Here is a 26,773-nt window from a genome sequence, read left to right as displayed (position 1 = left end):
TCGGAGGGGGCGCTTGCGGTGGCGTTCGGTATGTATCCACTCTCGCCGCCGCGTGCCGCGGTCGATAGCGACCACAGTGCTGCGCAATTCCGCTCCGAGGGTGCGGGCTCACCCACCCTGGGGTGGGTGGAAGATCAGGTCTGCCCGGCGATCATGATTTCTCCCCGCTCGATTTGTCCAGCTCCGCCATGGTCTCCTGGATCATGGTGATGGAATCGCGAGGGCTCAGCGCCATGGCTCGGAGCTGATCGAACATCACCCCGTAGCGGCGGACCTCCGGGTGACCCTCGATCAACTCGTCACTGGCGATGCCCTCCACGTAGACCAGTTCGGGGTCCGCGGGATCCGGGAAATCGAGCAGCGTGAACGAGCCCAGCATGCCCGGATGCGCGCCGGCGTCGAAGGGCAGGATCTGCAGGATCACATTGCGCTTCTCGGTGTGCCACAGCAGCTGGCTGAACTGCTGGCTCATCACCTCCGGGCCACCCACGACCCGGCGGACGACGGCCTCGTCGAGCACCATCCACAACTCCAGCGGATCGTCCTTGGTGAGCACCTTGGAACGCTCCTGCCGAGCCCGAATGCGTTGCTCGATAACCTGATCCGAGACCTTGGGCATAGTGGTCTGATAGACCGCGAGCGCGTACGCCTCGGTCTGCAGCAGGCCGGGGACGAAGGTGGACTGGAAGAACCTGGCGGACAACGCTTCCGCCTCGAAGTTGATGTACGCGCCGTACACCTCCGACACGGCATCCTCGAAGGAGCGCGCCATGCCGGGGCGGAGCGCATCCACCAGCAACTGCAAGGCATCTGAACGTTGTGGCTCGCCGATGCCGTAGAGATCCAGCATGGCCGTCAGGGTGCGGCGCTGTGGCCTGGCCTGAGCGGTCTCGATGCGGTACAGCGTGGTGACGTTGATGCCGGTCTTGCTGCTGACCACCTCTTTGCTGAGCTGCGCGTGCTCGCGCATCTCGTGCAGCATCGCGGCGAGCCGCCGCAAACGGACGGTAAGCACGGTTCGCTTGCCTGCCATGACAACCCTTTCGCTTGTCGCACAAGCAAGAACGCACTGTTGCGTTCTTGCATTTGTAAGAGCATGATCCAGCTAGCCTATTCGTGTACGGCCGATCCGATGACCGGTATAGCTGAATCCGGAGACCAATCATGTTGGTGCGATTAGTGATGCTGTCGGGTGTGTATGGGGAGTCGCGATGACCATGTCCATAGCCGGAGTTCTACCGACCGCTCCGCAATTGCTCTGTGCCTTCCAGGGGCGGCGATTTCAAGATCGAGTTTTGTTGCGTTCGGCGCATGCCCTCGCCGAACTGCACGAACGTCGTGGCCAGGTGCGGGATCCCATGATGGTGCATGAGATCGATTGTCGCCGCGGTGAACTCGTTGACGATATCAACGATTGGGTGGAACAGGAACTGCCCCAACACCGCAACGGCGCCGCGCTACACACCGAGAGCCTCGGCGCGGTCGTCGACCGCATGGCCCGGAGCTGGGTCGAAGCCAATCAGGTGATCGATCACGAGGGCGCTGCCAGTGATAACACCCATAAACACTGGTACCATCTCGCGGAACTGGTTGACGGCTACACTGATCTCGTAATCGACGTGGCCGGTGGCCGCCGCCGTTTACCAGAACAATGATTCCAAATGCATTGACACAATTAATGTATTGCTACCGAATCGTTGATCGTCAGCGGTGACGTCAGCCGAGTAATGCTATAGGACCAATAGCTCTGCTCGAACCGCACGACGTCGCCCGCCTCGAGACGGCGGGCGCAACGGGGCGCCCCGCCCGGCGTGCCGCGTGGTCGACTGGCGCGGCACGCCCGCCCTGAAATCTTTGTTGCGGAGCGCCCGAAGTTCATTCGCACTGTGTCATTTTCACAATGGCGCGGGGGCATTCGGGATTCGGGCATTCGGCACAATGCGTACGGGAGGGAGTTCATTCGTGAACACGGGCGAGGCATCCGCCACCGAGCTCTACCGCCGGGCCCGCGACGGCGACTTCCGGCTGGAGGTCGACACCGCGCGCAAGTGCGCCGCGAACTTCCTGCGCTTCGCCGACGCCCTGGATCCGCAGATCGCCGGCAGCCACGACACTCACGCCCTCACCGGCTTCGGCGACTTCGACTCCGCCCATCAGCTCCGCCGCGGTTTCGAGCACAAGGGTGAGCAGCTCACCGAAGCCCTGACCGCCCTGCGGGATTCGGCGCTCGAGATGGCCGCCGCCTATCTGCTGGCCGCGGGCCTCATCCAGATCACCGACGACGCCCACGCCCGCCCCCTACTGGCCGCCACCGCCGGCCTCGGAACTTCGGGGACCTGATCCCTCACCCGGAGAACAGTTGGGCCGGTACCCGAACCCTCGGGTGCCGGCCCAACTCTATTGCGTACCAGCTGGTCTCAGCTGTTGCTCGAAAAGGCTCAGCCGTTGCCGGAAAAGGCCACGCCCGCACCGACTCCCATGATCATCACCCCGCCGGTGGCCCCCACCGCCTCCACCCGCCGCGGCGACCGCGCGAACCACGCCCGCGCCGACGCGGCCCCGACGGCCCACACCACATCCGAAAGCACCTGCAGCACCGGGAAAATCGCCCCCAACACCAGGAACTGCACCGGCAACCACCCTGCCGACTGCACCGCGAACTGCGGCAACACCGCCGCGAAGAACACCACCGTCTTGGGATTGGTGACCCCCACCAAGAACCCCTGCCGCAGCACCCGCCGCTCGGCCTCCACCGGCACCGCAGTCCGCAGCGCCTCCGAAAGCTTCTTCCGCTCCCGAATCGCCATGGCCCCCAAAAAGATCAGGTAAACCGCCCCCGCGATCTTCACCGCGAGAAACAACATCGCCCAGGCCATCAACAGCGCCCCCAGCCCCAGCGAGGCCCCCACCAAACACACCGCAGTCCCCATCCCGGTCCCCACCACCGACATCACCGCAGCCCGCCGCCCCAACACCAACGCCCGCCCCACCGCAAACATCACATTGGGCCCGGGAATCACGATGATGACCAACGCGGCCACCCCGAACGCCACCACATGCGACAAAGGCACCATCACTCCAGGGTATCCACCGGTCGAGGCCGCATGCGCTCGAATCGTTTGTCCTGCTGACGATCTATTCGTCGAGCCCGCCCGGTAGCAGCCAGGCCACGTCCCCGGCAGGCAACCCGCCCCCACCTACCCCAAGATCGGCGCGGGCGCACAGATAGAAGCGATCGCGGCGCCTCCCGGCCTCTTCGTACAGGCGAACGAACTCGTCATGCCTCATATCGAGTCCGCGCGCGGCATGACTCAACCGCCAGACCGCCTCGCTCCAACTGCGTCCTGCCGCAACAACTTGCGATGACCCGAGCAGCAGGACCAGCTCCCACTTCACCGTCTTTCCGTCGTCGGCCGCCGCCATCCCCGCGAGGCCTTCATCGATATCGATGGGCTGAACCGCCGTGGGGTATCCGCGGGCCGTAGCTACCCGGCCGACCAGTGTGAAGTACCTCTTCAGTGCGTCCGCGTACTCGCTGTAGGCGGCCAGCCTTTTCTCATCCCACCGGGTATCGAGACCCCGTCGCCATTTGGTTCGCTCATGCCAGGCCGTGCCCGAGAAGGTCGATGCAGCGCCGAGGAACACGCCGATCAGCGGCAAGAGTTGCGAGCTCACCCCCATGTGCGAATTCTCCTCGACACCCCAGCTCGACACGGCGTATCCGCCGGACTACATGCATCCACGACTCCATCCAGGACATCCGAGGTAGTGTGGATGTCATGAGCGCTGCCTATGATGTGGTCCCTTTCAGCGATTTGCTACACAAGCCGGGGGTGACCGCCGGGCGGTTGGAGCGGGTTCGCGCGCTGCGGCTGCGGCGGCGCGATGCTGGGGATCTCGCACTGATGCGCGTGGAGCAGCTCGATGCGGAGGGCGCGGTTGTCGATTTCACGTCGCGCCTGCTGGCCGGGTTGGTCCGGCGTCTGGGGGCGAGTGCGGTGCAAGAAGTGTTGCCCGATGCGTTGCCCTGGGTGACGTTTCTGCCGGGCGCGGACCTCGATCGCTTCGTGACCGAGCTGGTGGCCGTCGCTCAGGGCGCGGCTTCGCTCGAAAACCTGGCGCCCCTGGCCACTCTTCTGACCCAGTGGCGCCACACCGCCGAAATCCATGCGGACCCAGCGCTATTGGCGTTGCTCACCCGCGAGCCCGAAGGGGATTTGGGCGGGGTCGAGCCCCCCGGTCTCCCTGGGGGTGATGAGTGAGCCCCAAACGAGGTGATCGTGTCTCCCCACCAGCAATACCTCCCGAGTACGAGATCCGTTTCGCAGCAGCCGAGGCTGTGACGGGGTGGGAGGATCTAGCCCGGCAGGCACCCGCCAATCTCCGCCGCGCGTTCGAGGCCATTCGTGCCGATCCGCGCTCCACCACGAATCCGGACCGCCATCACCGCCTGAAAGGCGAACTGGGAACGGCATTGTGGAAAGGAGCGATGCTGGAACGCTGGCAGTACGAGGTGACTGCGGGCGGTCGTATCTGGTATCTGATCGATGACGACAAGCACACCGCGTGGATCGTGCACGCCGGTACCGGGCATCCGAAGACTACCGAGTGAAAAGGTATGGCGCAGTGGCTATTTCCAGTAGTTGTCGGGGCCTACGTTGTTGATGATGGTGTGGGCGGGGGCGTCGAGGTTGGGCTCGAGGGAGGAGTCCTGGACCAGGTTGACGTACAGGGCGTAGGACTCGTAGAGGTAGCGGTACTGCTGGCGGCCCCAGCTGGAGTAGGTGGCCGCGAACATGGTGTCGAGGTTCGCCTTGCAGACCGAGGCGCCGACACCGTCGGTGGGGCACCAGACGTCCCAGGTCTGGTTCGCGCCCTTGAGGCCGGTGTAGACGGCGCTGGACTCGGTGTCGGACGGGAAGGTGAAGACCTCGATGGACAGCAGGATCGTCTGGTCGGGGTTGAAGTAGACGCCGGTCATCATCTGCTGGCACTTGTTGTTCTGCAGTGCGGTTTTCACGTTCTGCGACATATTGCTGGCGATGCAGTCCTTCGCGCCGGAGGAGGTGCGGGTGAAGACCACGCCCTTGCTGTCGGTGAAGGTCGACGGCAGCAGGGCGTCGGCGGTGAACGGTGTCTTATCGGTGGCCTGCTGGTTGAGGGTCGACTTGTCCAAGGCCGGCGTGGTGGTCGGGGGCACGGTCGTCGTGGTCGTGGGCGGCGTGGTGACCGTACTCGTGACGATGGCGTCATTCTTGGAATGCTTGCCGGTGAGCACCACCGCGCCCACCGAGATGGCGATGACCAGCACGACCAGCAGCACGCCGAGGATCACCTTCAACCCGGTGTTGGAGTTGCCCGGCGGCGGGGCGTCCAGGTACTGCGGTCCGGTCGAATACTGTTGTGGCCCGGTCGAATACCCCACCGGCTGCTGCGGCGTGGCGCCGGTCCACGCCTGCGGGGAGGTCATGGCGACGGTCGGCATGGCGGGCGCGCTCTGCGGTCCGCCCATGGGCAGCCGCCCGGTGTGCCGATCCAGTACCGCCAGCGTCTCCGGCACATAGTTGGTGCCGTCGGGAGTCAGGTAGGTGGCGCGCAGCGTGTCATCCCACTCGGCCGCCGACGGCCGGGCGTCCGGCCCGAATCCGCCATTGCCGAAGGCCCGATCGAACAGCGCGCGCAGCCGCGGATCCAGATCCGCCGGGAACCCGGCCCCCGGCTGCCACGGCATGCCGGGCGCGGCCGTCCCCGCGTCGAGGAACAGGGTGCGGTAGATCAGCGTCGCCAGGTCGTAGCGATCCTTGTATCGGTCGTAGGCGGCGTCGGCGGGCATCAACCCGGCGGTGTCGATGACGTAGGCCAGCGGCGCGGACGCGTGCGAGAGCACGTTCCTGGGCGACAGATCACCGTGGACGAGCTGCCGTTCCTCGAGCACCCGCACGATGTCGCAGAGCCGAACCGCCAGTCCCGCACGGAAATACGAGGCAGTCTGGCTCGGTGTCGACCACAGCTGGTCGAGGGTGCGCGGCCGCCCGTCGGGCAGCAGATAGTCCATCGGGATCAGCGGCAGCACCACCCCGGCCAGCATCCCGTCGTGCACGATGACGTCGATCGGCCAGTTGATCGCCTCCGCAGGCTGCCCGGTAGCCCCCGCGGCCTCGGCGTTCACGACCGTCTGCCGCCCGATGAGCATGACCTGCCGGGCCCGCTCTATATCGTTGGGCGAGGTAGCCGGGGTGCGAAACATCTTGTAGAGCCGTTGCTGACCACGCGGATCCCGGCACAGATACTGCACGGAACGGGTGCCCGCGGCATAAAAGGGTTCGGCGTCCACGTCATACGACTCACCGGACAACCCTGCGACTACCACCATCGAACTTCCCCCGCCCGAACGGTAAATCCATCTACACGATCTTCAGCAACTCGGCGAGCCTACCGGTCTACTGTCCGCCACGCCTCCCTATAAACGCAAGACACCGCTGACCGTCCCCTCATGTCGCGGTCAGCGGTGTGGTGCGGTCGAACATGTGCTGACCCGCAGGTCAGCGCAGCGCCGCACGACCTTTCAAGCGGCCCAGGATGACCAGGGCGAGCAGGGTTACCAGCACCAGGAGAGTGGTGCTGGCTGCCGCGTCGAAGACCGCGCCGCGGTCGGTGGCGGCGAAGATGGTCACGGGCAGCGTTTTCCAGGTGGCGGGGTAGACCATGATGGTCGCGCCCAGTTCACCCATGGACAGGGCGATGGCCAGGCCGGCCGCCGCCCCGAGCGCGGGCAGCAGCAGTGGCAGGGTGACCCGGGTCAGGACGCGCACCGGGCCGGCACCCAGTGATTCGGCGGCCTGCCGGTAGCCGGGATCGAGGCGGTCCAGGGCGGCGGAGACCCCGCTGAACGCGTATGCCAGCACCAGCACCGTATGGGCCAGGATGACAATCCATTTGGTCCCGCCCAGCAGCAGCGGACGCTCGTTGAAGGAGATCAGTACGCCCAGGCCGATGGCCACCGACGGCACCGCCACCGGCACGTGGAACACCGCGTCGGTGACGCGCCGCAGCCAGCCGGGCGCCTCCATCGAGGCCAGCGCCGCCCAGGTGCCGAGGATCAGCGAGAACAGTCCCGCCAGTAGCGCGGTCTGCAGGCTCACCGACAGGCTCGCGGACTCCTCGCCCGAGAGCGCATGGTTGAAGTTCGCGAACCCCAGCTGCGAGGGCAGCGGCCCGGTCCACTGTCCGGCCAGCGCCGCCGCGACCACGGTCGCGATGGGCGCGACGAATACGACGGCGACCACGATCGCGAACACGGCGAGCACCGCGACCCGCCCGCGTCTGGTCCACACCAGCATGGTTCAGCTCTCCTTCCGCACGCGGGTGAGGCGCGCGAACAGCAGTCGGTATCCGAGGTACAGGCTCAGCGACAGCACCACCTGCACCGAGGCCAGCACCGCGGCGCCCGGCAGATCGAAGGTGACGATGCCGCGCGTGTAGATCAGCGCGGGCAGCGTGATGACGCCCTTGGCCCCGGTGAACAGCACGATGCCGAATTCGTTGAGCGTCAACAGCAAGGTGAGGCTGCCGCCCGCCGCCAGCGCCGGCCACGCCTCCGGCATGACCACCTGCGCCAGCACCCGCCACGGCGAGGCCCCGAGGCTCGACGCCACATCCAGTTGTTCCCGCGACATCTGCGCGAACGCGGCCAGCAACGGCCGCACCACGAACGGCGTGAAGAAGGTGACCTCGGCGAGAATCACGCCCCACGGCGTGCTCAGAAAGTCGATGACCGGCTTGGTGCCGCCGGTGATCTGATTGATCAGCGCGTTCACCGCCCCCGCCGTCCCGTAGAGGAACGTGAAGGCCAGTGTCACAAGGAAAGACGGCAGGGTCAGCACCGAATCGATGAGCCGCCCCACCAGCTGCGACCCCGGAAACGGGATGAACGCCAGCACGATCGCCACGAACGTCCCCAGCAGCAGACACCCGATGGTGGAGCTGACCGCAATGGTCACCGTCCGCACCAACGCATTCCGGAACGACTCCTCGGCCAGCACCCGAGACCAGTTCCCGCCCCCGCGCCCGTCCTTGGTCTTGGTCGACTCCAACAGGACTCGCATGATCGGGTACACCGCGATCACCAGCACGGTCAGCACCGGTGGCAGCGTCCACAGCACCGGCCGCCACGACCGTCCCGGCTCCCGATTCTCGGGAACCTCTGCGGCGGAGGGTGATTCGAGCAGCGCGGTCATGCGCGGGCCTCACCGTCGGCGGCTGCATCGGTGCCGATGCCCGGGGGGATGAGGACACCGGCCGGGTCGGGGAAGCGGATGCCGACGTGGTCGCCGACGGCGATCTCGGTGTGGCCGAGGACATCCGCGGTGAGTTCGGTGGGGATGCCGGCCACGTCGAGGTGGAGGCGGGTGGAGGCGCCCTTCCAGACGCTGGCGATCACGGTGGCGCGCAGGGCGTCACGGTCGGTCAGCGGGACTACGGCGATGGTGTGGGGCCGGACGCACAGTTGCGCATCGGCATTGGGCACCCAGTCGGGACGGCCGACACCCGGGGGCGGGGCGTCGGCGCGCAGGGTGTGCTCGCCGACGGTCACCAGAGCGGCGGTGCCGGAGACGTGCTTCACCTCGCACGGTAGGAGATTCGCGCCGCCCAGGAAGGAAGCGGTGAATTCGGTGGCGGGCTGCTGCCACAGGTTGCGGGCGGTGTCGATGTCGACCAGGCGCGCGTCCCGCATCACCGCGATGCGGTCGGCCAGAGCCAGCGCCTCGGCCTGATCGTGGGTGACATACAGCATCGCCGTGTCCGGCAACGCCTTTCGCAGCTGCTGCAGTTCACCGAGCATGTTCTGACGCAGCTGGGCGTCGAGCGCGGCGAGCGGCTCGTCGAGCAGCAGCACCTTGGGCCGGATGGCCAGCGCCCGCGCGATCGCGACCCGCTGCTGCTGTCCACCGGACAGTTCGCGCGGCAGCCGCTTGGCGTACGAGCCCATGCCGACCATTTCCAGGGCCTCGGTCACCCGGGCCCCGATCTCGTTGCGCGCCACATGATGTGCCTTCAAACCGAAGGCCACATTGTCGTGCACCCGCATGTGCGGGAACAGCGCGTAGGACTGCACGACCACCCCGATGCCGCGCTTGGCGGGGGAGAGGTCGGTGACGTCTCGCCCGGCCAGCCGCACCGCGCCCGAGGTGGGCCGGACGAATCCGGCCAAGGCCTTGAGCGCGGTGGACTTGCCGGAACCACTGGGCCCCAGGAGCGCAACCGTTTCCCCCGCGGCGACGCGCAGGTTGAAATCGGCCAGTGCGACGGTGGTTTTGCGGCCGCGGCCGTAGGTGACCCCGACCCGGTCGAACACGATGGCGGGTTCGGCGGTGGTGTCGGTGGTCGCCGTGGATGTCGTCAACGCGGAGGACATGGTTGCTGCTCCTGGGACTGGTGTCGGACTAGCTGCCGGTGGCCTTGGTGTAGGCCGCCACGTCGGCGTCGAGGTTGTCGAGCACGGTGGTCCAATCCGGGTGCAGCACGGTCACATCCTTGATGGTGGCCGCGGGCGACGGTCCGCTACCGGTGGCCGGGGCGTTCGCGAGATCCGTGCGCGCCGGGATGGCGAAGGTGTCCGGCAGCGACTTCTGCACGTCGGCCGAGAGCAGGAACTCCATCAGCTTCTTGGCCGCGTCGGTGTGCGGCGCACCCTTGGTGACACCCATCAGGTACGGCAGCGAGACCGTCGACTTCTTGCCGTCGGCCGCGGCCGGGAAGAAGACGTTGAACTTGGAGCCGTCCTTGACGCTCTGCAGGTTCATCTGCACATCGCCGTTGGCGACCAGGATCTCGCCCTTGTCGACCTTGGCCTGCAGCTTGCCGGTGGAGGAGGACGGGCCGACATTGTTGGCCTGCAGCTTGCCCAGGTAGTCCAGCGCGCCCTGCTTGCCCATCAGCTGCTGCAGCAGCACCAGCACGGCGGTGCCGTCACCGGCCTGGCCGGGGGTGGAGTACTGCAGCTTGCCCTTGTAGTCGGGCTTGAGCAGGTCGTCCCAGGTGACCTTGGTGGCGTCGACCGACGGGTTGGCGATGAAGCAGAGGTAGTTGCCCGCCAGGGAAACCCACTTGCCGTTGGCGTCCTTGTCGGCGGCCGCGACCGCACCGGTGTCGACACCGCTGGCCTGCAGCAGCCCGGACTTGTCGGCCTTCTGCATGAACGGCGGCAGGGTGACCAGCAGGTCGGCCTGCGGGTTGGACTGTTCCTTCTCGACGCGGCTGACGACCTCGCCGGAACCGGCCTCGACCTCGTTGACCGTGATGCCGGTCTGCGCCTTGAACTTCTCGAAGACGGGCTTGTACCAGTCGCCGAGGCCGTCGACGGAGTAGACGGTGACCGTCTTGCCGCCGTTGGTGTCGCTGCTGCCGGTGCCGCCGCAGGCGGTCAGGCTGAAGGCGACCGCCGTGGCGGAGGTGAGGATGAGAGCGGAACGGGCGATGGTGCGTGCGAGGCGGTTGTTCGTATTACGCACGGTGGCTGCACTTTCAGTTCAGGGGACGGTCGAATCGAAGGAACAGTGGGGGTACTCCGCCGCCCGGGCGAGGCGCGCTCGGGCGGCGGAATTCTTCTAGCCGCGCTCGGCCAGCAGCAGCTGCGCGAATTCGGTGACCGAGGGCACCACGTGGGTCGCACCGGCGGCCCGCAGCTGGTCTTCGGTGTGCGCGCCGGTCAGCGTGCCCGCGACGATGCGCGCGCCCGCGGCCAGGCCGGTGGCGATATCGCTGGACGTATCACCCAGCACCGCAACGCGATCCACGGCGTCGGCCTCGAGCCGCAGCACGGCGGTGAGCACCATGTCCGGGTAGGGGCGGCCGCGTCCGGCGTCGGAGGGCGCCAGGGTCAGGTCGGCGATCTCGTTCCAGCCCAGCGCGTTCAGCAGCCGGTTCTGGGTTTCGCGGCTGAACCCGGTGGTCAGCGCCACCTTGATGCCCGCTGCGCGCAGCGCCGAGATCGCTTCGGCGGCACCGGGAATCGGGCTGATCCCGGCGTCCGCGAAGTCCGCGTAGGCGGCCTCGAAGGCGCGGTTGGCGAGCTGGGCGCGGTCCTCGTCGCCGAGCAGGGTGCGGAAGCACCAGATCTTGGACTGGCCCATGGTGTCCTGCACGAACGTGCGGGCCGCCTCGCGCTCGGGGCCTTCGGTGGGGACGCCCGCGGCGGTGATGGCCGCCTCGAACGCCTTCTCGACCAGCCCGTCATCGGCGACGGTGGTGCCCGCCATATCCAGGACGGCGAGTTCGATCTGCTTGTCGGACACGATGATTCCTTCGTCGTTGAGGGGTCAGAGGTCGAGAAGATCGGCGGTCTGCTCGCCGAGGGCGGGGCCCAGCGTCATGCCGCGGCCGCCGGGGCCGGTGATCACCCAGACGCCGTCGGCGGCCTGCGCGCGGGTCACGATGGTGCCCGGATCGATGGACTGGCTGTACACGCCCGCCCAGCGCCGCACCACCGGCGGCAGTTTGCGGCCCAGCAGCTCCTCCATCACGCCGATGAGGTGCTCGTAGGGGGCCTCGTCCACATCGAAGGTGAACGGTTCGTCGTACTCGTGGGTGTCACCGATGGTGAGCCCGCCGTGCAGGCGCTGCACGGCCAGCAGCTGCATCTTGTGCTGGGCGGCCGTGAACGGCTGCGCCTCTTCACGATTGAGTCGATCCAGCTCCGGGCCGGCGAAGGCGGGGTAGTAGCGGAAGCTGTCGCCGTCGGCGATGGCGGTGGTGAGCGGCTCGCCCAGGGGAGCGGTCTGCATCATCTGCAACCGCACCCGGCGCACCGGAATATTGCCGACCAGTTCGCGGGTCAGGCCGGTGTGGGCCGCGCCCGGGCACACGAGGACCAGATCGCCCTCGTGGCGGCGGCCGCGGTCGTCGACGACGGTGGTGCCGGTGACGGTGCGCGCCTCGGTGCCCGCGAAGAACGTGTAGCGCTCGCTGGCCTCCATGTAGCGGCGCAGCGCGGGCAGCGCCTGCCGCGATTCGACGGCCGCGTCGGTGGAACAGTGCAGGCCCGCAAGGAATTTGCCGCGCAGCGCCGGGTTCAGCGTCCGGACCCGGTCGGGGTCGAGCAGTTCGAAGCCGCGCTCGGCGGCCGACGGGTTCGCCATCGCGGCCTCGGCCACGGCGAGTTCGTTGTCCGTGCGCACCAGTGTGATCGAGCCCGCGGGCCGGAAGCCCACGCCGGGTACCTTGCCGCCGATCTCCTCCCACAGCTGCCGGGACCGCAGCGTGAGTTCGAGTTCGCTGGCGCTGCGTCCCGAAACCCACACCAGCCCGAAGTTGCGCACGGTCGCGCCGCGCGCCTCCACCTCACGTTCCAGGTGGACGACCTCGTGGCCGCGCCCGATGGCGGCGAGTGCGTGGGCGGTTCCGAGGATCCCTCCGCCGATGATGACCAATCGCATGACCAACATCCTGGGCAATGGTCTAGACCTAGGAGTGTTTCGTATGGAAACGCTAGGTTAATAATTGGTATAGACCAATCTTGTGTAGGCTGGGGCCATGGAGACGAGGGAGGCCGCCGGGGTGGGGCAGAAGCTGGAACCCGGCCGCCCGCCGGGTGAAACGCCCAGTACACGAGCGGATTCGGTGCCGAATGCGGCAGCCGATCCGGTGCTCGCCGCGGGCGGCGATCCGGTGACCGCCGCGCGCATGCCGAAATCGTATCGAGTCCGCGCGGAACTCGAGGCGCTGCTGACCGAACTCTCCGAGGGTGATCCACTGCCCTCGGAACGCGAACTCGCGTTGCGCTGCGGCGTCGCTCGCGAAACCGTGCGCCAGGCGGTGCGAGAACTGCTGGTGGAGGGGCGAATTCGCCGCCAGGGTCGCGGCACCGTGGTCTCGCGCCCGAAGATGGTGCAGCCCTTGTCGTTGCGCTCCTATACCGAGGGCGCGATCAAGTTCGGCCGCAAGCCCGGCCGTCTGCTCGTCGAATGGACCGACGTCCCCGCCGATCCCGACACCGCGCGGGATCTGGCGGTGGAACCCGGCACCGTGGTCATGCATCTCGAGCGCATCCTGCTCGCCGACGGCGAACGCATCGGCCTGGAGAGCACGTGGATGCCGTTGCACCGCTTCGCCGTTCTGCGCGAGTTCTACAACCCGGAGACGTCGCTCTACGCCGCCACCCGCGGCATGGGTGTGGTGTACGCGGTCGCCACCGAACGCATCGAGACGGTGCTCGCCTCACCGCGCGAGGCGGCGCTGCTGGAATGCACGACGGCCCTGCCGATGCTGCTGCTGCACCGCCGCAGCGTCGACGGCGAGGGCGTGCCGATCGAACGGGTGCGCTCGCTGTATCGCGGTGACCGCATCGCGTTCCAGGCCAATCTCACCGACTACTGAATAACGAATCGACTTCTGAATATTGTTGTGTGCGAGGCGTATCGGCCGGGTCCGAACCGGCCGATACGCCTCGCCTCACTCATTCACCAGGTCGTGTTCACTTCACTCGTGGAACTGGAAACGCCACGCCTGCATCTGGTTTTCCGGGTTGAGCGGGCGCAAGGCCAGCCGCGGCGGATAGATGCGCAACAGGCTCAGATCGAGGGCCAATTCCGCGCCGTCGACGGGTCCGCCGGGCACCACGATATGGAAGGTGAACGGCATGGCGCTCTGCTGGAGCACCCATTCGTATTCCTTGCCGACGCCGACTATCGGGAGGTTGGGCTGGGGGTCCCCATCGGTGCCCAGGAAGTTGTTGATCCGCAGGTTCCGGATCACCACATTCCCGTTGGGAAGCTCCATCACCTCCCACTCCTGCTCGCCGGGATTGCCGGTGGGCGGGAGCATCATGACCGGATGCCCGGGCTCCTCGCCGATCAGCGTGATCAGCTGCTCCACCGGGCGGCTGATTGCGTATACGCCAGACGGGATCGGTGCCATCGCATACCTACTTCCTCCGCGCGTGAAATGCTCACGGGGCGCGGAATTTTCGAGGATCTGACGAATGCAGCTGCCTGTCCACCATACGTCCGCTTCGTCCCGCTGACGGTGTTAATGGACACTTGATCTGAATGAAATATTCGGGCCGACAATGGAATTCGTTGACGGCCCGGTCGGTATTTCATTTTGGTAATTCGACGTCGCGCGGCCTATCGAGTCGCCAGGATGTCGTCGAGCCAGTCGAACATGCGCTGATGGGTCAGCACCATGGCCCCCGTGTGGCAGTGCTCGCCCGCGCCCTCGGCCGCGGTCCCGATGATGAGTTTCTTCTCGCAGGTGAGCGCCTCGTACACGCGCGGGGCCTCGCCCTGGAAGAACAGGTCGTTCTCGGCGTCGAAGACCAGCGTGGGGCAGCGGATCGCGTCCACCACACCGGCGAGGGTGTAATCGGCGGTGCGGCGCACGTAGTCCGCCGGTGAGCTCGCGCCGAAGGTCCACTGACCGTTGCGCAGCGCCCAGCGCATGGTGGTGCTGACCGTCATCATCAGGGACGCAACGGCATTCGCCTCCTCATCGCGGCCCGCGGCGATCCAGTCGGCCAGGAACGGCGGCATCATCCGCACGTGGGCGGCGTGATAGTCGAACAGGCCGTCGTCGAGGATCAGCGCGGCGATCCGGTGCTCGAAGGCGGCGGCGCGGGCGGTCAGGTAGCCGCCGAGGCTGTAGCCGAACAACGCGATGCGGTCGGGATCGATCTCCGGTCGGGATAGCGCGTAGTCGACTACGGGCGTGATCACCGCTTCCCAGTCGTGGCGGAAGGTCAGGCCCTGTTCGCGAATGACCTCACCCTGGCCGGGGCCGTCGAAGGCCAGCACGTGATAGCCGCGCGCCACCGCCGCGGCCGCGAGCGCGAACCAGGACTCCTCGAGCGTGGAATCGAAGCCGCTGTTGAAGATGACGGTCGGGCGGGCCTGTTCGGTGTCGTCGGCCAGGAACAGGTAGCCGGGCAGCGTGGTGCCCTCGTAGGGAATCGCGACCGGATGGACCGGGGTGTCCAGCAGTTGCGCTGCCTCCCAGAAGGTTTCGCGGGCCAGCCGAGACAGTTCGCGCGGCACCGGGTCGTGGGCCGGGTCGTCGCGGCGGTAGAACTCGGCGGTGCGGTAGTAGTTCGAGGCCCGCAGCAGCGCCTCGCGGGCGCTCACCCGGTGTCCCGCCTTCGCGGCCGCCTCGCCGATGGCGTGGACCCGCATGGCGGTGGCCTCCCACTCGCGCAGCCAGGCCGCCTCGTCGCCGTCGGGAATGCGGCTCGCGGTGGCGATCACCTCGCCGAGTTCCGCGCCGCCGTAGCTCGCGAACCCGGCGGCACGCAGCGCCTCGTAGCTGAAGGATTCGTCGTCGAAGAGGAATTTCATGGCTTCTACCTCGCTCTTTACGTCGATACGACACCGTTTCGTCGTACGGCTAGAACGGTAGACCGATCGACGATGAAACGCAACCGTATCGTCGTTGCTAGACTCCCGGGCATGAGTGAGGAATCCGGTTCGGGCGGCCGCAAGCCCGCGGGCGCGGCGGTGATGCAGCCGCAGGTGACCGCGGCCATTCGCATGGCGGCCTTCGAAGAACTGGCGGACGTCGGTTACGGCAAGCTGTCCATGGAAGCGGTCGCCCGGCGCGCGGGCGTCAGCAAGCCGACCCTCTACCGGCGCTGGTCGACCAAGCAGGACTTGGTGATCGGCCTGATCTCGGAAGTCGCGGTCGACGCCGCCGATTCCCCCGACACCGGCAGCGTGCGCGGCGACCTGCGCGCCTTCCTCGCCCAATCGGCCGAGGTGCTGACCAATCCCCTTGTCGCCCGGATCATTCCGGACATCCTGGCCCAGGCCGTGCGCGTACCCGCGCTCCGCGAGGTGCTGCAACTGGGCATCGGTCAATCGCGCCGTGCGAGGGTCGCCCGCATCCTGCACCGCGCGATCGACCGGGGTGAACTGCCGGAGTCGCTGAATCTCGAACTGGCCCTGGACTTCATCGGCGCCCCCCTGTTCTGGCGCGTCATGCTCGGCGGCGACCCCACCGGCCCCGCCTACCTCGACCAACTCACCGACATGCTGCTCGCAGCCTTCGGCGCGACGGAAACGGCGTCATGAGAACCGCAGCGGCGTCATGAAAACGGCCCGGTCATGACGACCGGGCCGCGTACCTCCGTCATTCCGGCGTGCTCTTGGCCGGAATCCAACGCCCTTGTGGCTCAGCGCACCTGGGGTGCGACCTTCGCGCCGAGCAGTTCGATGTTCGCCAGCACCTTCTCGTGCGGCAACGTGCCGACGCTGCTGTGCAGCATGAACCGATCCAGCCCGAGGGTGTCACGCACGTCGGCGATCTTCTCCGCCACGTAATCCGGCGTACCCACGAACAGCGACCCGCTCTGCGACCGCAGCGCATCGAACTGCTGCCGGGTCATCGGACCCCACCCGCGCTCGCGCCCGATGCCGGTCATGGCCCGCGCATAAGACCCGTAGAAGTCCTCGACCGCCGCCTTGTCGGTTTCGGCGATGTACCCGTGCGCGTGCACCGCGATCGGCTGCGGTTCGTGCCCGCCCTCGTCCAGTGCCCGGTGGTAGAGATCCACCAGCGGCTTGAACCGCGCCGGCTGCCCGCCGATGATGGCGATGGCCAGCGGCAGGCCCAAAAGCCCTGCGCGCACTACGGATTCGGGGCTGCCGCCGACCGCGATCCACACCGGCAGCGGCCGGTTTTCGGTGCGCGGATAGACGATCGCGTCCTTCAATGGCGCACGGAACTTGCCCTCCCAGGTGAGCGGGCCCTCTTCACGGATCTTCAGCAGCAGTGCGAGCTTCTCCTCGAAGAGCTCGTCGTAGTCGTCGAGGTCGTACCCGAACAGCGGGAACGATTCGATGAACGAGCCGCGCCCGGCCATCAATTCGGCCCGGCCGTTGGAGAGTCCGTCCAGGGTCGAGAAGTCCTGGAACACCCGCACCGGATCATCCGAGCTGAGTACCGTCACCGCGCTGGTGAGCTGAATCCGCTCGGTGCGCGACGCGATGGCCGCCAGCACCATGGCGGGCGAGGAGGCGGCGAAATCCTTGCGGTGATGCTCGCCCACGCCGTACACGTCCAGCCCGGCCGCCTCGGTCGCGACGGCTTCCTCGACCACCTGCCGCAGCCGTTCGCCCGCGCTCGGCACCGGCCCGTCGCCGCCGACGGGGTGTGTTTCCGCGAATGTCGTGAGTCCCAGTTCCACGGCCGTTGCCTTCTCCCTGTCTTGTTTCCAAGTCAACCAGAAGCTTAAACGGACCACGGTCCGGAAAGATTCCCCGGCCACCCGGTATGCGCTGGAAGGGCCGCTGTGCGGGGCAGATAGTCTGGACTCATGTCTGTGCGCACCCGCAAGCCCCTCGTTCCCGGGCAGCAGTCGCCCATTCGCGAGGTCCCGAAGAATATCGAGCGACCCGAATACGTCTGGAAGAAAACCGCCCAGGAGGGGCACGAGCCCTGGGTGCAGACCGCGGAGACCATCGAGAAGATGCGGATCGCGGGAAAGATCGCCGCACAGGCGCTGGAAGAGGCCGGTAAGGCCGTCGCTCCGGGCGTCACCACCGACGAGCTCGACCGCATCGCGCACGAGTACATGCTCGACCACGGGGCGTACCCGTCGACCTTGGGCTACAAGGGATTTCCGAAATCCTGCTGCACCTCGCTCAATGAGGTCATCTGCCACGGGATCCCGGACTCGACCGTGATCGAGGACGGTGACATCGTCAACATCGACGTCACCGCGTTCATCGACGGCGTGCACGGTGACACCAACAAGACCTTCCTCGCCGGCAACGTGGACGAGGAAGTACGCCTGCTGGTCGAGCGCACCGAGGAAGCCACCATGCGGGCGATCAAGGCGGTCAAGCCGGGTCGCGCGCTCAATGTCATCGGCCGCGTCATCGAGGCGTACGCCAACCGCTTCGGCTACGGCGTGGTCCGCGACTTCACCGGCCACGGTGTCGGCCCGACCTTCCACTCCGGCCTGGTCATCCTGCATTACGACCAGCCCGCCGTGGAGTCGGTCATCGAGCCCGGCATGACCTTCACCATCGAACCCATGATCAATCTGGGTGGCATCGACTACGAGATCTGGGACGACGGCTGGACCGTGGTCACCAAGGACCGCAAGTGGACCGCCCAGTTCGAACACACCCTCGTCGTCACCGACGAAGGCGCAGAGATTCTGACGCTCCCGTGAAAATCGCCATGCCCCAGCGGGGCGTCACCCAGCGCGGCATCGGCTCCCGCGGCCCCCGCCGCAAGCCCTCCCGCTTCCTCCCCCCGAACCCCCGCGACGAGGGCCTCGGCGCCATGCGCGCCACCATGCGCCGCCACGTCGAACTCTCCGCGGGCCGCCCGGTCGAGGACGACAAGGCCGACGATGTCGCCCCCGAGAACCGCGACCGCTACGTCAACCGCGACGCCTACACCTCCAGCGGCCGCGACCACTACGTCTACCGCCCCCGAGCGGAGTACAGCACCCGGTGAAAGGCGCCCTGCTCGTCGCGGGGACCACGTCCGACGCGGGGAAAAGCGTTGTCGTAGCCGGACTTTGCCGCATGCTGGCGCGGCGCGGGGTGCGCGTCGCGCCGTTCAAGGCGCAGAACATGTCGAACAACTCCGTCGTCACCCTGGACGGCGGGGAGATCGGGCGGGCGCAGGCGTTGCAGGCGCGGGCCTGCGGGCTCGAGCCGAGTGTTCGGTTCAATCCGGTGCTGCTCAAGCCGGGGAGTGATCGACGGTCGCAGCTTGTGGTGCGGGGCAAGGCGATCGACACGGTGGGGGCCAAGGACTACTTCCGGCATCGGACCGAACTGCGGGCGATCGTGGCCGAGGAATTGGCTTCGCTGCGAGACGAATTCGATGTGGTGATCTGCGAGGGGGCGGGGTCGCCTGCCGAGATCAATTTGCGGGCAACGGATCTGGCGAATATGGGGTTGGCGCGGGCGGCGGAGTTGCCGGTCGTGGTGGTCGGGGATATCGATCGCGGGGGAGTGCTGGCGCATCTGTTCGGGACCGTCGCGATTCTGGAACCCGAAGACCAGCAACTGATCTCCGGGTTCATCGTCAACAAGTTCCGGGGCGACGTGGACCTGCTGAAACCCGGGATCGATCAGCTCACCGCACTCACCGGGCGGCCGACGCTCGGGGTGATCCCGTTCGCGGAGGATCTCTGGCTCGATGCGGAGGACTCGCTCGGCACGGTGGCCGACGCCCCGGTCGGACGGCCCCGGCCGCCGCTGGGCGATCAGTGGCTGACCGTGGCCGCCATCCGGCTGCCACGCATCTCCAACTCCACCGACGTCGAGGCGCTGGCCTGCGAGCCCGGCGTCTCGGTTCGCTGGGTCGACGACCCGTCCCGCCTCGCCGGAGCCGACCTGGTCGTGATCCCGGGCAGCAAATCCACCGTCGGCGATCTGGAGTGGTTGCGTCGCAACGGAATCGCCGACGCTCTCAGTGCCCGCGCGGCGGCGGGCGGGCCGATCCTCGGCATCTGCGGCGGCTATCAGATGCTGGCCCGCACCATCGTCGACCCGGTCGAATCGGCCGCGGGCGAGGTGCCGGGCCTGGGCCTGCTGGACCTGGAGATCGAGTTCGCCGACCCGAAGGTGTTGCGCCGCTCCGGCGGTCGTGTCCGGGATCATGCCGGGCCCGGCGGTGATAGCGATCTCCCCGTGCACGGCTATGAGATCCACCACGGCCGTGTCACCCGCAATGCCGACCCCGCCTGGTTCGAGCTGGACGGCGTGCCCGAAGGCAGTGTGCGCGAATCGATCTGGGGCACCCACCTGCATGGTGCGTTGGAGTCGGACGAGTTTCGCCGCGCCTGGCTGCGGCAGGTGGCCGATCGGGTGGGTCGGACCGGATTCGTTGTCGCCGAAGATGTTTCGGTGGACCGGGTGCGCAACCAGCAGCTCGATCTGCTGGCCGACCTGATGGAAAAGCATCTCGACCAGGACCTGCTCGAGCGCCTGATCAGCGGCGGAACACTGGAGGATCTCCCAATTCTCACCGTCACGAAGTGACTCAGGTCACAAAAATACGCCCGACTCGCATTCGGCCCCTGCACGGCTCCTGTAGCGTGCTGACCATGGAATCTCGGCGGATCACGGTCGGTGACCGCGAGTGGGCGGTGCGAATTGGCGGACCCGAATCCCGGCACCATGTCCTGCTGCTCCCCGATGCGGGCGATCCGGCCGACGTATACGACCAGGTCTGCGAACGCCTGCAGACCTCGGACCTGCACACCATCGCCGTCGAATCGATCGACGGCCTCGACGCCACCACGGTGTTCGCCCTCCTCGACCAGCTGAAGGTCCCGTGGGCCAACCTGGTCGGCAGCGGCGCGGGCGCGGATCTGGCCTGGCAGCTGGCCGCTCGCGGCTTCGGCCGCTTCATGAGTCTGATCGCCGCGGGTGGTGGCCACCCGGCCGCGCCCGGCCCGGACGGCACCGTCGCCGACGCCTCCTGCCCGCCGGTCGAGATCCCCACCACCCTGCTGGCCACCAAGCGCCTGCCGCGCCCGGTGGCCGAGGGTTCCAGCCGGTTCGTCTACGGCGAATTCCGGCTGGTCCCCATGGATGTCACGGATGTGCCCGCCGAAGCGGGCCACGAACTGGCCACCGAAGTGGTGCTACGCACCAGCTTCTGGTGATTTCGCCAGCCACTCCAACCAGGAATCGAGTTCGTCGAAGGCCCGGGTGCGTGGGTCCTTCGCGGACAGGAAGACATCGTGCCGCGCACCCTCGATCGGCACGATATTGGTCCGGTCGCCCAGGCAACCCGACCAGCGCTGGATCTGCTTGACGTCCAGCACTAGATCCGCCAGATCGGCGGCCGGACCGTACTGGCGCATGAACTTCGTGATCTTGGATCGCAGGATCAGCGCCGGTACCCCGATATCGAGTCCCTTGTGCAGCCGGAACTGCCCGCGCCGGATGGCTCGCAGCCAGCCCGCGTGAACCGCGTAGCCGCTCAACGGTTTCCAATCCAGGTTGTAGTCCCACTCGCCGGAGACACTCTTGTGCAGGCTGTCGCCGTAGGCGGTGGAGACGCCCAGCGGAATCTTCGCGAACGCCCGCAGCCGGCCCAGCCCTTCCAGCAGCGGCGTGCCGACCGACCGGTAGTAGCCCGGCCCCTGCAGGTCGAACCACGGGCTGTTGAGCACCAGGCCCGTAATGCCCTGTGCCGCAACACCACCCGCGGCCTGCAGCCGGTTGAGCCACAGCGAGGTCACCAGCCCGCCGGTCGAATGCGCCATGATCAGCAGCGGCAGCCCGGTCTCGGTGCGGATGGTCTCCAGCGACCGGTTCAGCTCCTCGTCGTAGAGCGCCAGATCGCTGACGAAGTGCGGGGTCTGTCCCGCCCGCTGTGAACGGCCACATTTGCGCAGGTCCAGCGCGTAGAAGGCGTACCCCTGCGCGGCCAGGTGCTGGGCCAGGTGTTCCTGGAAGAAGTAGTCGGTGAATCCGTGCACGTACAGCACGGCCCGCGTGGTGACGGGCGCGTCGGCCGGGGTGTACCGGACCAGGGTGGCGACCACGTCACCCTCGCCGTCCGGGTCCGGTCCCATCGGAATGGTCAGCTGCTGGTAGTCGTCGCCCAGCACGTCCGGCTGCCAGGTGGTGGTGGACGAAGTGGAGGATGACGTATCGGAGGTCACGTGCCCAAGATAGACCGCACCACAACGATGTCCATTTGGGAGGGATCTCTCACATTCAGGGATTTCGAAGCGGGATCCGGGAATGGTCAGGGGCAGAATTGAGTCCAAGTGAACGACGGGTAACCTAACTCCCACCTGGTGACCCCAAATGACAAGGAAGTCGACGAACGCCGTGTCGAATGCTGCCACGATTGAAAAGACCGATGTAGTCCTCATCGGAGCCGGCATCATGAGTGCCACCCTCGGCGCCTTGCTCCGGCAGGTGCAGCCGGACTGGTCGATCAATATCTTCGAGCGCCTGGACGAGGCCGCGGGTGAGAGCAGCGACCCGTGGAACAACGCGGGCACCGGCCACTCGGCCCTCTGCGAGCTGAACTACACGCCGCAGAACGCCGACGGCTCGGTGGAGATCACCAAGGCCATCGATATCAATGAGCGCTTCCAGGTGTCGCGCCAGTTCTGGTCCTACGCCGTCGAGAACGGCGTGCTGGCCAACCCGTCGAACTTCATCAACCCCATTCCGCACGTGAGCTACACCCACGGTGCGGACGGCGTGGAGTACCTGCGCAAGCGCCACGAGGCGCTGTCGCGGCACCCGCTGTTCGAGGGTATGGAATTCATCGACGACGCAGCGGAATTCAGCTCGCGACTACCGCTGATGGCGAAGGGGCGCGACTTCTCCGAGCCGATCGGCCTGAACTGGTCCGAGCACGGCACCGACATCGACTTCGGTGAGCTCACCAAGGAACTGCTGGCCAACCTGGGCGCGTCCGGCGCGGATATCGCGTTCGGCCACGAGGTGCTCAACCTGACCAAGCAGTCCGACGGCTCCTGGCTGGTCAAGGTGCGCAACCTGCGCAGCCACAAGGTGCGGGTCATCAACGCCAAGTTCGTGTTCGTCGGCGCGGGCGGCGGCGCGCTGCCGCTGCTGCAGAAGTCGGGCATCAAGGAGATCAACGGCTTCGGCGGTTTCCCGGTGTCGGGCCTGTTCCTGCGCGCCACCAACCCGGAGCTGGTCGCCCAGCACGAGGCCAAGGTGTACGGCCAGGCGTCGGTCGGTGCACCGCCGATGTCGGTGCCGCACTTGGACACTCGCGTCATCAACGGTGAGAAGGGCCTACTGTTCGGCCCGTACGCCGGTTGGACGCCGAAGTTCCTCAAGGACGGCAAGCTGACCGACCTGTTCAAGTCGGTGAAGCCGAACAACCTGTTCTCCATGCTGGGTGTCGGTGTCACCGAGATGGGCCTGGTCAACTACCTGGTCGGTGAGCTGCTCAACTCGCAGGCCGACCGCATCGGCGCGATGGGCGAGTTCATCCCGCGCGCCGACGGCCGCGACTGGGAGCTGATCATCGCCGGTCAGCGTGTGCAGGTGATCCGCCGCAAGGGCGCGGGCGGCGTGCTGGAACTCGGCACCGCGGTCGTCGCGGCCGAGGACGGCACCATCGCCGGCCTGCTCGGTGCCTCGCCGGGCGCGTCGACCTGTGTGAGCGCCATGCTGGATGTGATGAAGCGTTGCTTCCCGCGCGAATTCTCCACGTGGGAGCCGAAACTCAAGGAAATGGTGCCGTCGCTGGGCGTCAAGCTCTCGGAGAACCAGGCCCTCTACCGCGAGGTGTGGGACTGGACTTCCAAGACCCTGCAGCTCGATGCGGACAACACGCCCAAGCATGGCGGTATCGCTTCTCACGCCTAGATGTGATAGCAAGACTCGATGATGTCAACGGTTGCTCTCAAAAGGTCGTGGTCCCAAGACCTGGACACCACGACGCTGTACAAGCTGTTGAAACTTCGCGTCGAAGTATTCGTCGTCGAGCAGAAGTGCGCCTATCCGGAACTGGACGGATTCGACCTGCTGCCGGAAACCCGCCACTTCTGGCTCGATGACGAGGGACAGGTCATCTGCACCCTCCGCCTCATGGAAGAGCATGAGGACGGCGTCAAGTCCTTCCGCATCGGCCGCCTCTGCACCACTCCGGAGGCTCGCGGCCACGGCTACACCACCCGCCTGCTCCAGGCCGCGCTGGCCGAGGCGGGTTCCGCCACGGTCCGCCTGAACGCCCAGACCTACCTGGTCGACATGTACACCAAGCACGGCTTCAAGCCGGACGGCGAGGAGTACATCGAAGACGGCATTCCGCACATCCCGATGCGTCGCGGCTGACCCCGCCCCCATCCCGACGTCCGCGCCCGCTGCGAAACCCGCAGCGGGCGCGGCCATTTCCACCTCACCCCAGCCGTCGAGTGGCACATGCTGGTGGGGATTTGTCCGGGTCGCCCGCCAGATTGTGCCGCTCGGCGAAGGTGCGGGGTTGGGGCGGGCGGAGGGGGAAGGGTGGGCGTGCTTAGAGTTGGGGGCGTGTCCGTTTCCCCTGTGACTTATCCCGAGAGTGTTCGTGCGGCCGCCGATGAGGCCGGGTTTCCGTTCTCCGCTGTAGTGGGGCAGGAGCGGTTGCAGCTGGCGCTGATCCTGTGCGCGGTGCATCCCGGAATCGGTGGCGTGCTGGTGCGCGGGGAGAAGGGGACGGCGAAATCCACGGTGGTGCGGGCGCTCGCGCAGTTGCTGCCGCCGGTGGTGGACGAGTCCGGGGCGCGGCCCGCGCGGCTGGTGGAGTTGCCGGTCGGCGCGACCGAGGACCGGGTGGTCGGCTCGCTCGATCTGGAACGGGTACTGCGGGACGGGGAGCAGGCGTTCAAGCCGGGACTGCTGGCCGCCGCACATCACGGCGTGCTCTACGTCGACGAAGTGAATCTGCTGCACGACCACCTGGTGGATGTGCTGCTGGACGCGGCCGCCATGGGCCGGGTGCACATCGAGCGGGACGGCGTCTCGCACACGCATCCCGCGCGATTCGTGTTGGTGGGCACCATGAATCCCGAGGAAGGTGAGCTGCGGCCGCAGCTGCTGGACCGCTTCGGCCTCACCGTGGACGTGGTCGCCTCCCGCGAGGTGGACGTGCGCATGGCCGTGGTCCGCCGGCGCTTGGACTACGAGGCCGATCCGGCCGCCTTCGCCGCCGCGTACGCCGCCGCCGATCGCGAAGTGGCCGAACGCATCCTGACCGCCCGCGATCGCATCGCCGAGGTCGCGCTGGACAATGTGGAGTTGCGCCGGATCGCGGCCCTGTGCGCGAGCTTCGACGTGGACGGCATGCGCGCGGATCTCGTGGTGGCGCGCACCGCGACCGCGCACGCCGCCTGGCGGGGCGCGACCGCCGTGGCCGAGGCCGATGTCCGGGTGGCCGCCGAACTGGCGTTGCCGCACCGGCGTCGGCGCGACCCGTTCGACGAACCCGGCATCAGTGAGGAACAGCTGGACGAGGCCATGGACCGGGCCGCCGAGGAAGCCGCGCGGGCCGAAGGGGATGACCGCCTGGGAAAAGGTGAGGCGGTCCCGGGTGCGGGACCGCAGGATCAGCCTGACCCACAGGATGAATCGGGCGAAACGGATGTAGAGAACTCCGGCGCTGACTCGGAAGCGCAGGACGGCAGCCCGAATCCGCATGACGGCGGACCGGATGCGTCCGACGACGGACCCGACGCTGCTGACGGCGACCCGAACTCGCCTGGGGCAGAACAGGATTCCCGCGATCCGTGGCCGCCGGGAACCGATCCTCGGCAGGCGAACGACTCGCGGCAGACCGACCCCGATCAACGGGAACCGTCGGCCGACCGCCCCGCCCGTGAGGGTCGCACCGGCGCGCCTACCGCGGCCCTGCCCAAACCCCCGCGCTGGGAGGTCCCCGGCGTCGGAGAGGGCGCACCCGGCCGCCGCTCCCGCGCCCGCACCCGGCAGGGCCGTGTCGTGAAAGCCATCGAGGACACCTCCACCGGCCTGCACCTGCTGGGCACGATCTTCGCCGCCGTGCCGCGCCAGTACGAACGCGGTCGCCTGACCGGCCCGCTCGCCTTCGCCGCCGACGACCTGCGCGGCGCGTATCGCGAAGGCCGCGAAGGCAATCTGGTGGTCTTCGTGGTCGACACCTCCGGTTCGATGGCCGCGCGCGACCGCCTCTCCGCCGTCACGAATGCCGTGGTAGCCCTGCTGCGCGACGCCTACCAGCGCCGCGACAAGGTCGCCGTCATCACCATGCGCGGTCAGGACGCGGAACTGGTCCTCCCCCCGACCTCCTCGGTCGACATCGCCGTCCGCCGCCTGGCCGACCTGCGCACCGGCGGCAAAACCCCACTGGCCCAAGGACTCCTGAAGGCCCGCGACCTCCTTCGCCGCGAACGCGTCCGCGACCCGCACCGCCGCCCCCTGCTGGTCCTGCTCACCGACGGCCGCGCCACCGGCGGCACCGACCCGGTCCCGCGCGCCCGCACCGCCGCCCGCATGCTGGCCCACGATTCGGTCACCGCCATGGTCGTCGACTGCGAACGCGGCATGATCCGCCTCGGCCTGGCCCGCGACCTCGCCGCCGAACTACGCGGCGGCTACCTGCAATTGAGCGACCTCACCGGCGATTCCGTCGCAGGCATCGTCCGCGCCACCCGGGCGGCCTGACCGTGCGCCTGTTCCGCCGCAAGGGCGAGCGCACCTCCTCCACCTCCCGCGAGGTCGCGGCCGACGTCGCCGGTCAAGCTCTCGGGGAAATCCTGATCCGCGGCTTGGTCGCCGTCGTCAAGGCCATCGCACACGCCTTGACCTGACCGGTTGGGGGCGGCCCTGATAATTGAGGGCGGCCGCGAGCGCCTTGCGGTGCTGCTGAAATCTGCGGCGGCTAACTACAATTGGCGGTAGTGGTCGGCGATTCGTTCGCCGAGATCATCCGGAGTACGGGCGGGTGGATCATGGGGTTCTACACACACGGCTGGGCCGAATCGCACGGCGGCATCCATGATGTCGGGCGAGAGGCGTCCAAGCCAATCGAGGCCGAGATGGCGCTGCGCGCCAAGGCCGATCGCGAGAGGACGCGTGCCGCCTCGAATGGCACGGCGGCCGGGTATCCCGCTCGACGCGGTGCAGGTGGTCGAACCTCGGGCGAGCGCAAGTACGGTGAGGCGGCCGTCGAAACCGGGATAGCCCTGCTGGGGCCGACACCTGTTCCCGGCGCTGTCGTGGACGGCTTCGTCCACGGCTTTCTCGGGGTCGTCAAAAGCATCCTCACCCTCGACTTCCATTGACCCGCAGCCCGGGGC

The 26,773-nt window shown here is 67.4% G+C and carries 29 protein-coding genes; 15 read left to right on the top strand and 14 right to left on the bottom strand.

The window, feature by feature from the left end:
* Window positions 1-151: 151 nt before the first annotated feature.
* On the bottom strand, window positions 152-1,033 hold the full coding sequence (locus ACFXHA_RS14110) for a helix-turn-helix domain-containing protein (RefSeq protein WP_379356468.1): 882 nt from the start codon (window positions 1,031-1,033) through the stop codon (window positions 152-154).
* A 262-nt stretch (window positions 1,034-1,295) separates the two neighbouring features.
* Between ACFXHA_RS14110 and ACFXHA_RS14105 the strand changes: the two genes are divergently transcribed.
* A complete protein-coding gene (locus ACFXHA_RS14105; protein WP_379356693.1) occupies window positions 1,296-1,655 on the top strand; it encodes a DUF4254 domain-containing protein in 360 nt (119 codons plus the stop codon).
* Window positions 1,656-1,962: 307 nt separating this feature from the next.
* Window positions 1,963-2,340, top strand: a complete 378-nt coding sequence (locus ACFXHA_RS14100) for a hypothetical protein (protein ID WP_379356466.1) — start codon at window positions 1,963-1,965, stop codon at window positions 2,338-2,340.
* 98 nt (window positions 2,341-2,438) lie between these two features.
* On the opposite strand, the gene ACFXHA_RS14095 is transcribed toward ACFXHA_RS14100, so the two are convergent.
* Window positions 2,439-3,074, bottom strand: coding sequence for a LysE family translocator (locus ACFXHA_RS14095; RefSeq protein WP_379356464.1), 636 nt, complete (start codon window positions 3,072-3,074; stop codon window positions 2,439-2,441).
* A gap of 61 nt (window positions 3,075-3,135) precedes the next feature.
* The gene (locus tag ACFXHA_RS14090; protein WP_379356462.1) at window positions 3,136-3,714 is read right to left on the bottom strand and encodes a hypothetical protein; all 579 of its coding nucleotides are present in this window, start codon (window positions 3,712-3,714) and stop codon (window positions 3,136-3,138) included.
* Between the two features lie 65 nt (window positions 3,715-3,779).
* Between ACFXHA_RS14090 and ACFXHA_RS14085 the strand changes: the two genes are divergently transcribed.
* Window positions 3,780-4,262 (top strand): hypothetical protein, encoded by a 483-nt coding sequence (locus tag ACFXHA_RS14085; protein ID WP_379356460.1) that lies wholly within the window; start codon window positions 3,780-3,782, stop codon window positions 4,260-4,262.
* Between the two features lie 77 nt (window positions 4,263-4,339).
* On the top strand, window positions 4,340-4,612 hold the full coding sequence (locus tag ACFXHA_RS14080) for a hypothetical protein (RefSeq protein ID WP_379356458.1): 273 nt from the start codon (window positions 4,340-4,342) through the stop codon (window positions 4,610-4,612).
* An 18-nt stretch (window positions 4,613-4,630) separates the two neighbouring features.
* Here ACFXHA_RS14080 and ACFXHA_RS14075 read toward each other — a convergent pair whose 3' ends face one another.
* The 7 genes from ACFXHA_RS14075 to ACFXHA_RS14045 form a co-directional block, all read right to left on the bottom strand.
* The gene (locus tag ACFXHA_RS14075; RefSeq protein WP_379356456.1) at window positions 4,631-6,373 is read right to left on the bottom strand and encodes a hypothetical protein; all 1,743 of its coding nucleotides are present in this window, start codon (window positions 6,371-6,373) and stop codon (window positions 4,631-4,633) included.
* A 169-nt stretch (window positions 6,374-6,542) separates the two neighbouring features.
* Window positions 6,543-7,340, bottom strand: a complete 798-nt coding sequence (locus tag ACFXHA_RS14070) for an ABC transporter permease (protein ID WP_379356455.1) — start codon at window positions 7,338-7,340, stop codon at window positions 6,543-6,545.
* A gap of 3 nt (window positions 7,341-7,343) precedes the next feature.
* Window positions 7,344-8,237: a 2-aminoethylphosphonate ABC transporter permease subunit gene (locus tag ACFXHA_RS14065; protein ID WP_379356453.1), complete on the bottom strand. Its 894-nt coding sequence runs from the start codon at window positions 8,235-8,237 to the stop codon at window positions 7,344-7,346.
* Entirely contained in the window at window positions 8,234-9,415 is a 1,182-nt protein-coding gene (locus ACFXHA_RS14060; RefSeq protein WP_379356451.1) for an ABC transporter ATP-binding protein, read from the bottom strand. The genes ACFXHA_RS14065 and ACFXHA_RS14060 overlap by 4 nt, the downstream gene beginning before the upstream one ends.
* Before the next feature lie 28 nt (window positions 9,416-9,443).
* Entirely contained in the window at window positions 9,444-10,511 is a 1,068-nt protein-coding gene (locus ACFXHA_RS14055) for a 2-aminoethylphosphonate ABC transporter substrate-binding protein (protein WP_379356449.1), read from the bottom strand.
* A gap of 96 nt (window positions 10,512-10,607) precedes the next feature.
* Entirely contained in the window at window positions 10,608-11,294 is a 687-nt protein-coding gene (locus ACFXHA_RS14050; protein ID WP_379356447.1) for a phosphonatase-like hydrolase, read from the bottom strand.
* Between the two features lie 24 nt (window positions 11,295-11,318).
* Window positions 11,319-12,434 carry a TIGR03364 family FAD-dependent oxidoreductase gene (locus ACFXHA_RS14045; RefSeq protein ID WP_379356445.1) on the bottom strand — a complete coding sequence of 372 codons (1,116 nt, stop codon included), beginning with the start codon at window positions 12,432-12,434 and terminating at the stop codon, window positions 11,319-11,321.
* 247 nt (window positions 12,435-12,681) lie between these two features.
* On the opposite strand from ACFXHA_RS14045, the gene ACFXHA_RS14040 reads away from it, so the two are divergent.
* The gene (locus tag ACFXHA_RS14040) at window positions 12,682-13,374 is read left to right on the top strand and encodes a GntR family transcriptional regulator (protein WP_379356691.1); all 693 of its coding nucleotides are present in this window, start codon (window positions 12,682-12,684) and stop codon (window positions 13,372-13,374) included.
* Window positions 13,375-13,476: 102 nt separating this feature from the next.
* Here ACFXHA_RS14040 and ACFXHA_RS14035 read toward each other — a convergent pair whose 3' ends face one another.
* Window positions 13,477-13,914, bottom strand: a complete 438-nt coding sequence (locus ACFXHA_RS14035; RefSeq protein ID WP_379356443.1) for a hypothetical protein — start codon at window positions 13,912-13,914, stop codon at window positions 13,477-13,479.
* Between the two features lie 209 nt (window positions 13,915-14,123).
* Entirely contained in the window at window positions 14,124-15,326 is a 1,203-nt protein-coding gene (locus ACFXHA_RS14030; RefSeq protein WP_379356441.1) for an alpha/beta hydrolase family protein, read from the bottom strand.
* A gap of 111 nt (window positions 15,327-15,437) precedes the next feature.
* Here ACFXHA_RS14030 and ACFXHA_RS14025 point away from each other — a divergent pair, with 111 nt between their 5' ends.
* Window positions 15,438-16,058, top strand: coding sequence for a TetR/AcrR family transcriptional regulator (locus ACFXHA_RS14025; protein WP_379356439.1), 621 nt, complete (start codon window positions 15,438-15,440; stop codon window positions 16,056-16,058).
* Window positions 16,059-16,159: 101 nt separating this feature from the next.
* Here ACFXHA_RS14025 and ACFXHA_RS14020 read toward each other — a convergent pair whose 3' ends face one another.
* Window positions 16,160-17,173, bottom strand: a complete 1,014-nt coding sequence (locus ACFXHA_RS14020) for an LLM class flavin-dependent oxidoreductase (RefSeq protein ID WP_379356437.1) — start codon at window positions 17,171-17,173, stop codon at window positions 16,160-16,162.
* Between the two features lie 129 nt (window positions 17,174-17,302).
* On the opposite strand from ACFXHA_RS14020, the gene map reads away from it, so the two are divergent.
* From map to ACFXHA_RS14000, 4 genes are all read left to right on the top strand, one after another.
* A complete protein-coding gene (gene map / locus ACFXHA_RS14015) occupies window positions 17,303-18,166 on the top strand; it encodes a type I methionyl aminopeptidase (protein WP_379356435.1) in 864 nt (287 codons plus the stop codon).
* A gap of 8 nt (window positions 18,167-18,174) precedes the next feature.
* Window positions 18,175-18,456 carry a hypothetical protein gene (locus ACFXHA_RS14010; RefSeq protein WP_379356433.1) on the top strand — a complete coding sequence of 94 codons (282 nt, stop codon included), beginning with the start codon at window positions 18,175-18,177 and terminating at the stop codon, window positions 18,454-18,456.
* Entirely contained in the window at window positions 18,453-19,994 is a 1,542-nt protein-coding gene (locus tag ACFXHA_RS14005; RefSeq protein WP_379356431.1) for a cobyric acid synthase, read from the top strand. The genes ACFXHA_RS14010 and ACFXHA_RS14005 overlap by 4 nt, the downstream gene beginning before the upstream one ends.
* Before the next feature lie 65 nt (window positions 19,995-20,059).
* On the top strand, window positions 20,060-20,623 hold the full coding sequence (locus ACFXHA_RS14000) for an alpha/beta fold hydrolase (RefSeq protein ID WP_379356429.1): 564 nt from the start codon (window positions 20,060-20,062) through the stop codon (window positions 20,621-20,623).
* Here the strand turns inward: ACFXHA_RS14000 and ACFXHA_RS13995 are convergent.
* Window positions 20,603-21,541, bottom strand: coding sequence for an alpha/beta hydrolase (locus tag ACFXHA_RS13995; RefSeq protein WP_379356689.1), 939 nt, complete (start codon window positions 21,539-21,541; stop codon window positions 20,603-20,605). The two genes, ACFXHA_RS14000 and ACFXHA_RS13995, sit on opposite strands and share 21 nt — an antisense overlap.
* A 238-nt stretch (window positions 21,542-21,779) precedes the next feature.
* Between ACFXHA_RS13995 and mqo the strand changes: the two genes are divergently transcribed.
* The 5 genes from mqo to ACFXHA_RS13970 all read left to right on the top strand — a co-directional run bounded on the left by mqo (window position 21,780) and on the right by ACFXHA_RS13970 (window position 26,758).
* Window positions 21,780-23,327: a malate dehydrogenase (quinone) gene (mqo, locus tag ACFXHA_RS13990; RefSeq protein WP_379356427.1), complete on the top strand. Its 1,548-nt coding sequence runs from the start codon at window positions 21,780-21,782 to the stop codon at window positions 23,325-23,327.
* 18 nt (window positions 23,328-23,345) lie between these two features.
* Window positions 23,346-23,795 carry a GNAT family N-acetyltransferase gene (locus ACFXHA_RS13985; protein WP_379356425.1) on the top strand — a complete coding sequence of 150 codons (450 nt, stop codon included), beginning with the start codon at window positions 23,346-23,348 and terminating at the stop codon, window positions 23,793-23,795.
* A 195-nt stretch (window positions 23,796-23,990) separates the two neighbouring features.
* A complete protein-coding gene (locus ACFXHA_RS13980) occupies window positions 23,991-26,138 on the top strand; it encodes a VWA domain-containing protein (protein WP_379356423.1) in 2,148 nt (715 codons plus the stop codon).
* A 2-nt stretch (window positions 26,139-26,140) separates the two neighbouring features.
* Window positions 26,141-26,284 (top strand): hypothetical protein, encoded by a 144-nt coding sequence (locus tag ACFXHA_RS13975; RefSeq protein WP_379356422.1) that lies wholly within the window; start codon window positions 26,141-26,143, stop codon window positions 26,282-26,284.
* A 90-nt stretch (window positions 26,285-26,374) separates the two neighbouring features.
* Entirely contained in the window at window positions 26,375-26,758 is a 384-nt protein-coding gene (locus ACFXHA_RS13970) for a hypothetical protein (RefSeq protein WP_379356420.1), read from the top strand.
* Window positions 26,759-26,773: the final 15 nt, after the last annotated feature.

The sequence above is a fragment of the Nocardia sp. NPDC059240 genome (assembly GCF_042753865.1).
GTDB lineage: Bacteria > Actinomycetota > Actinomycetes > Mycobacteriales > Mycobacteriaceae > Nocardia.
Note: the sequence above shows the minus strand (reverse complement) of the source record. Positions and strands in the feature narration are given on the sequence as shown.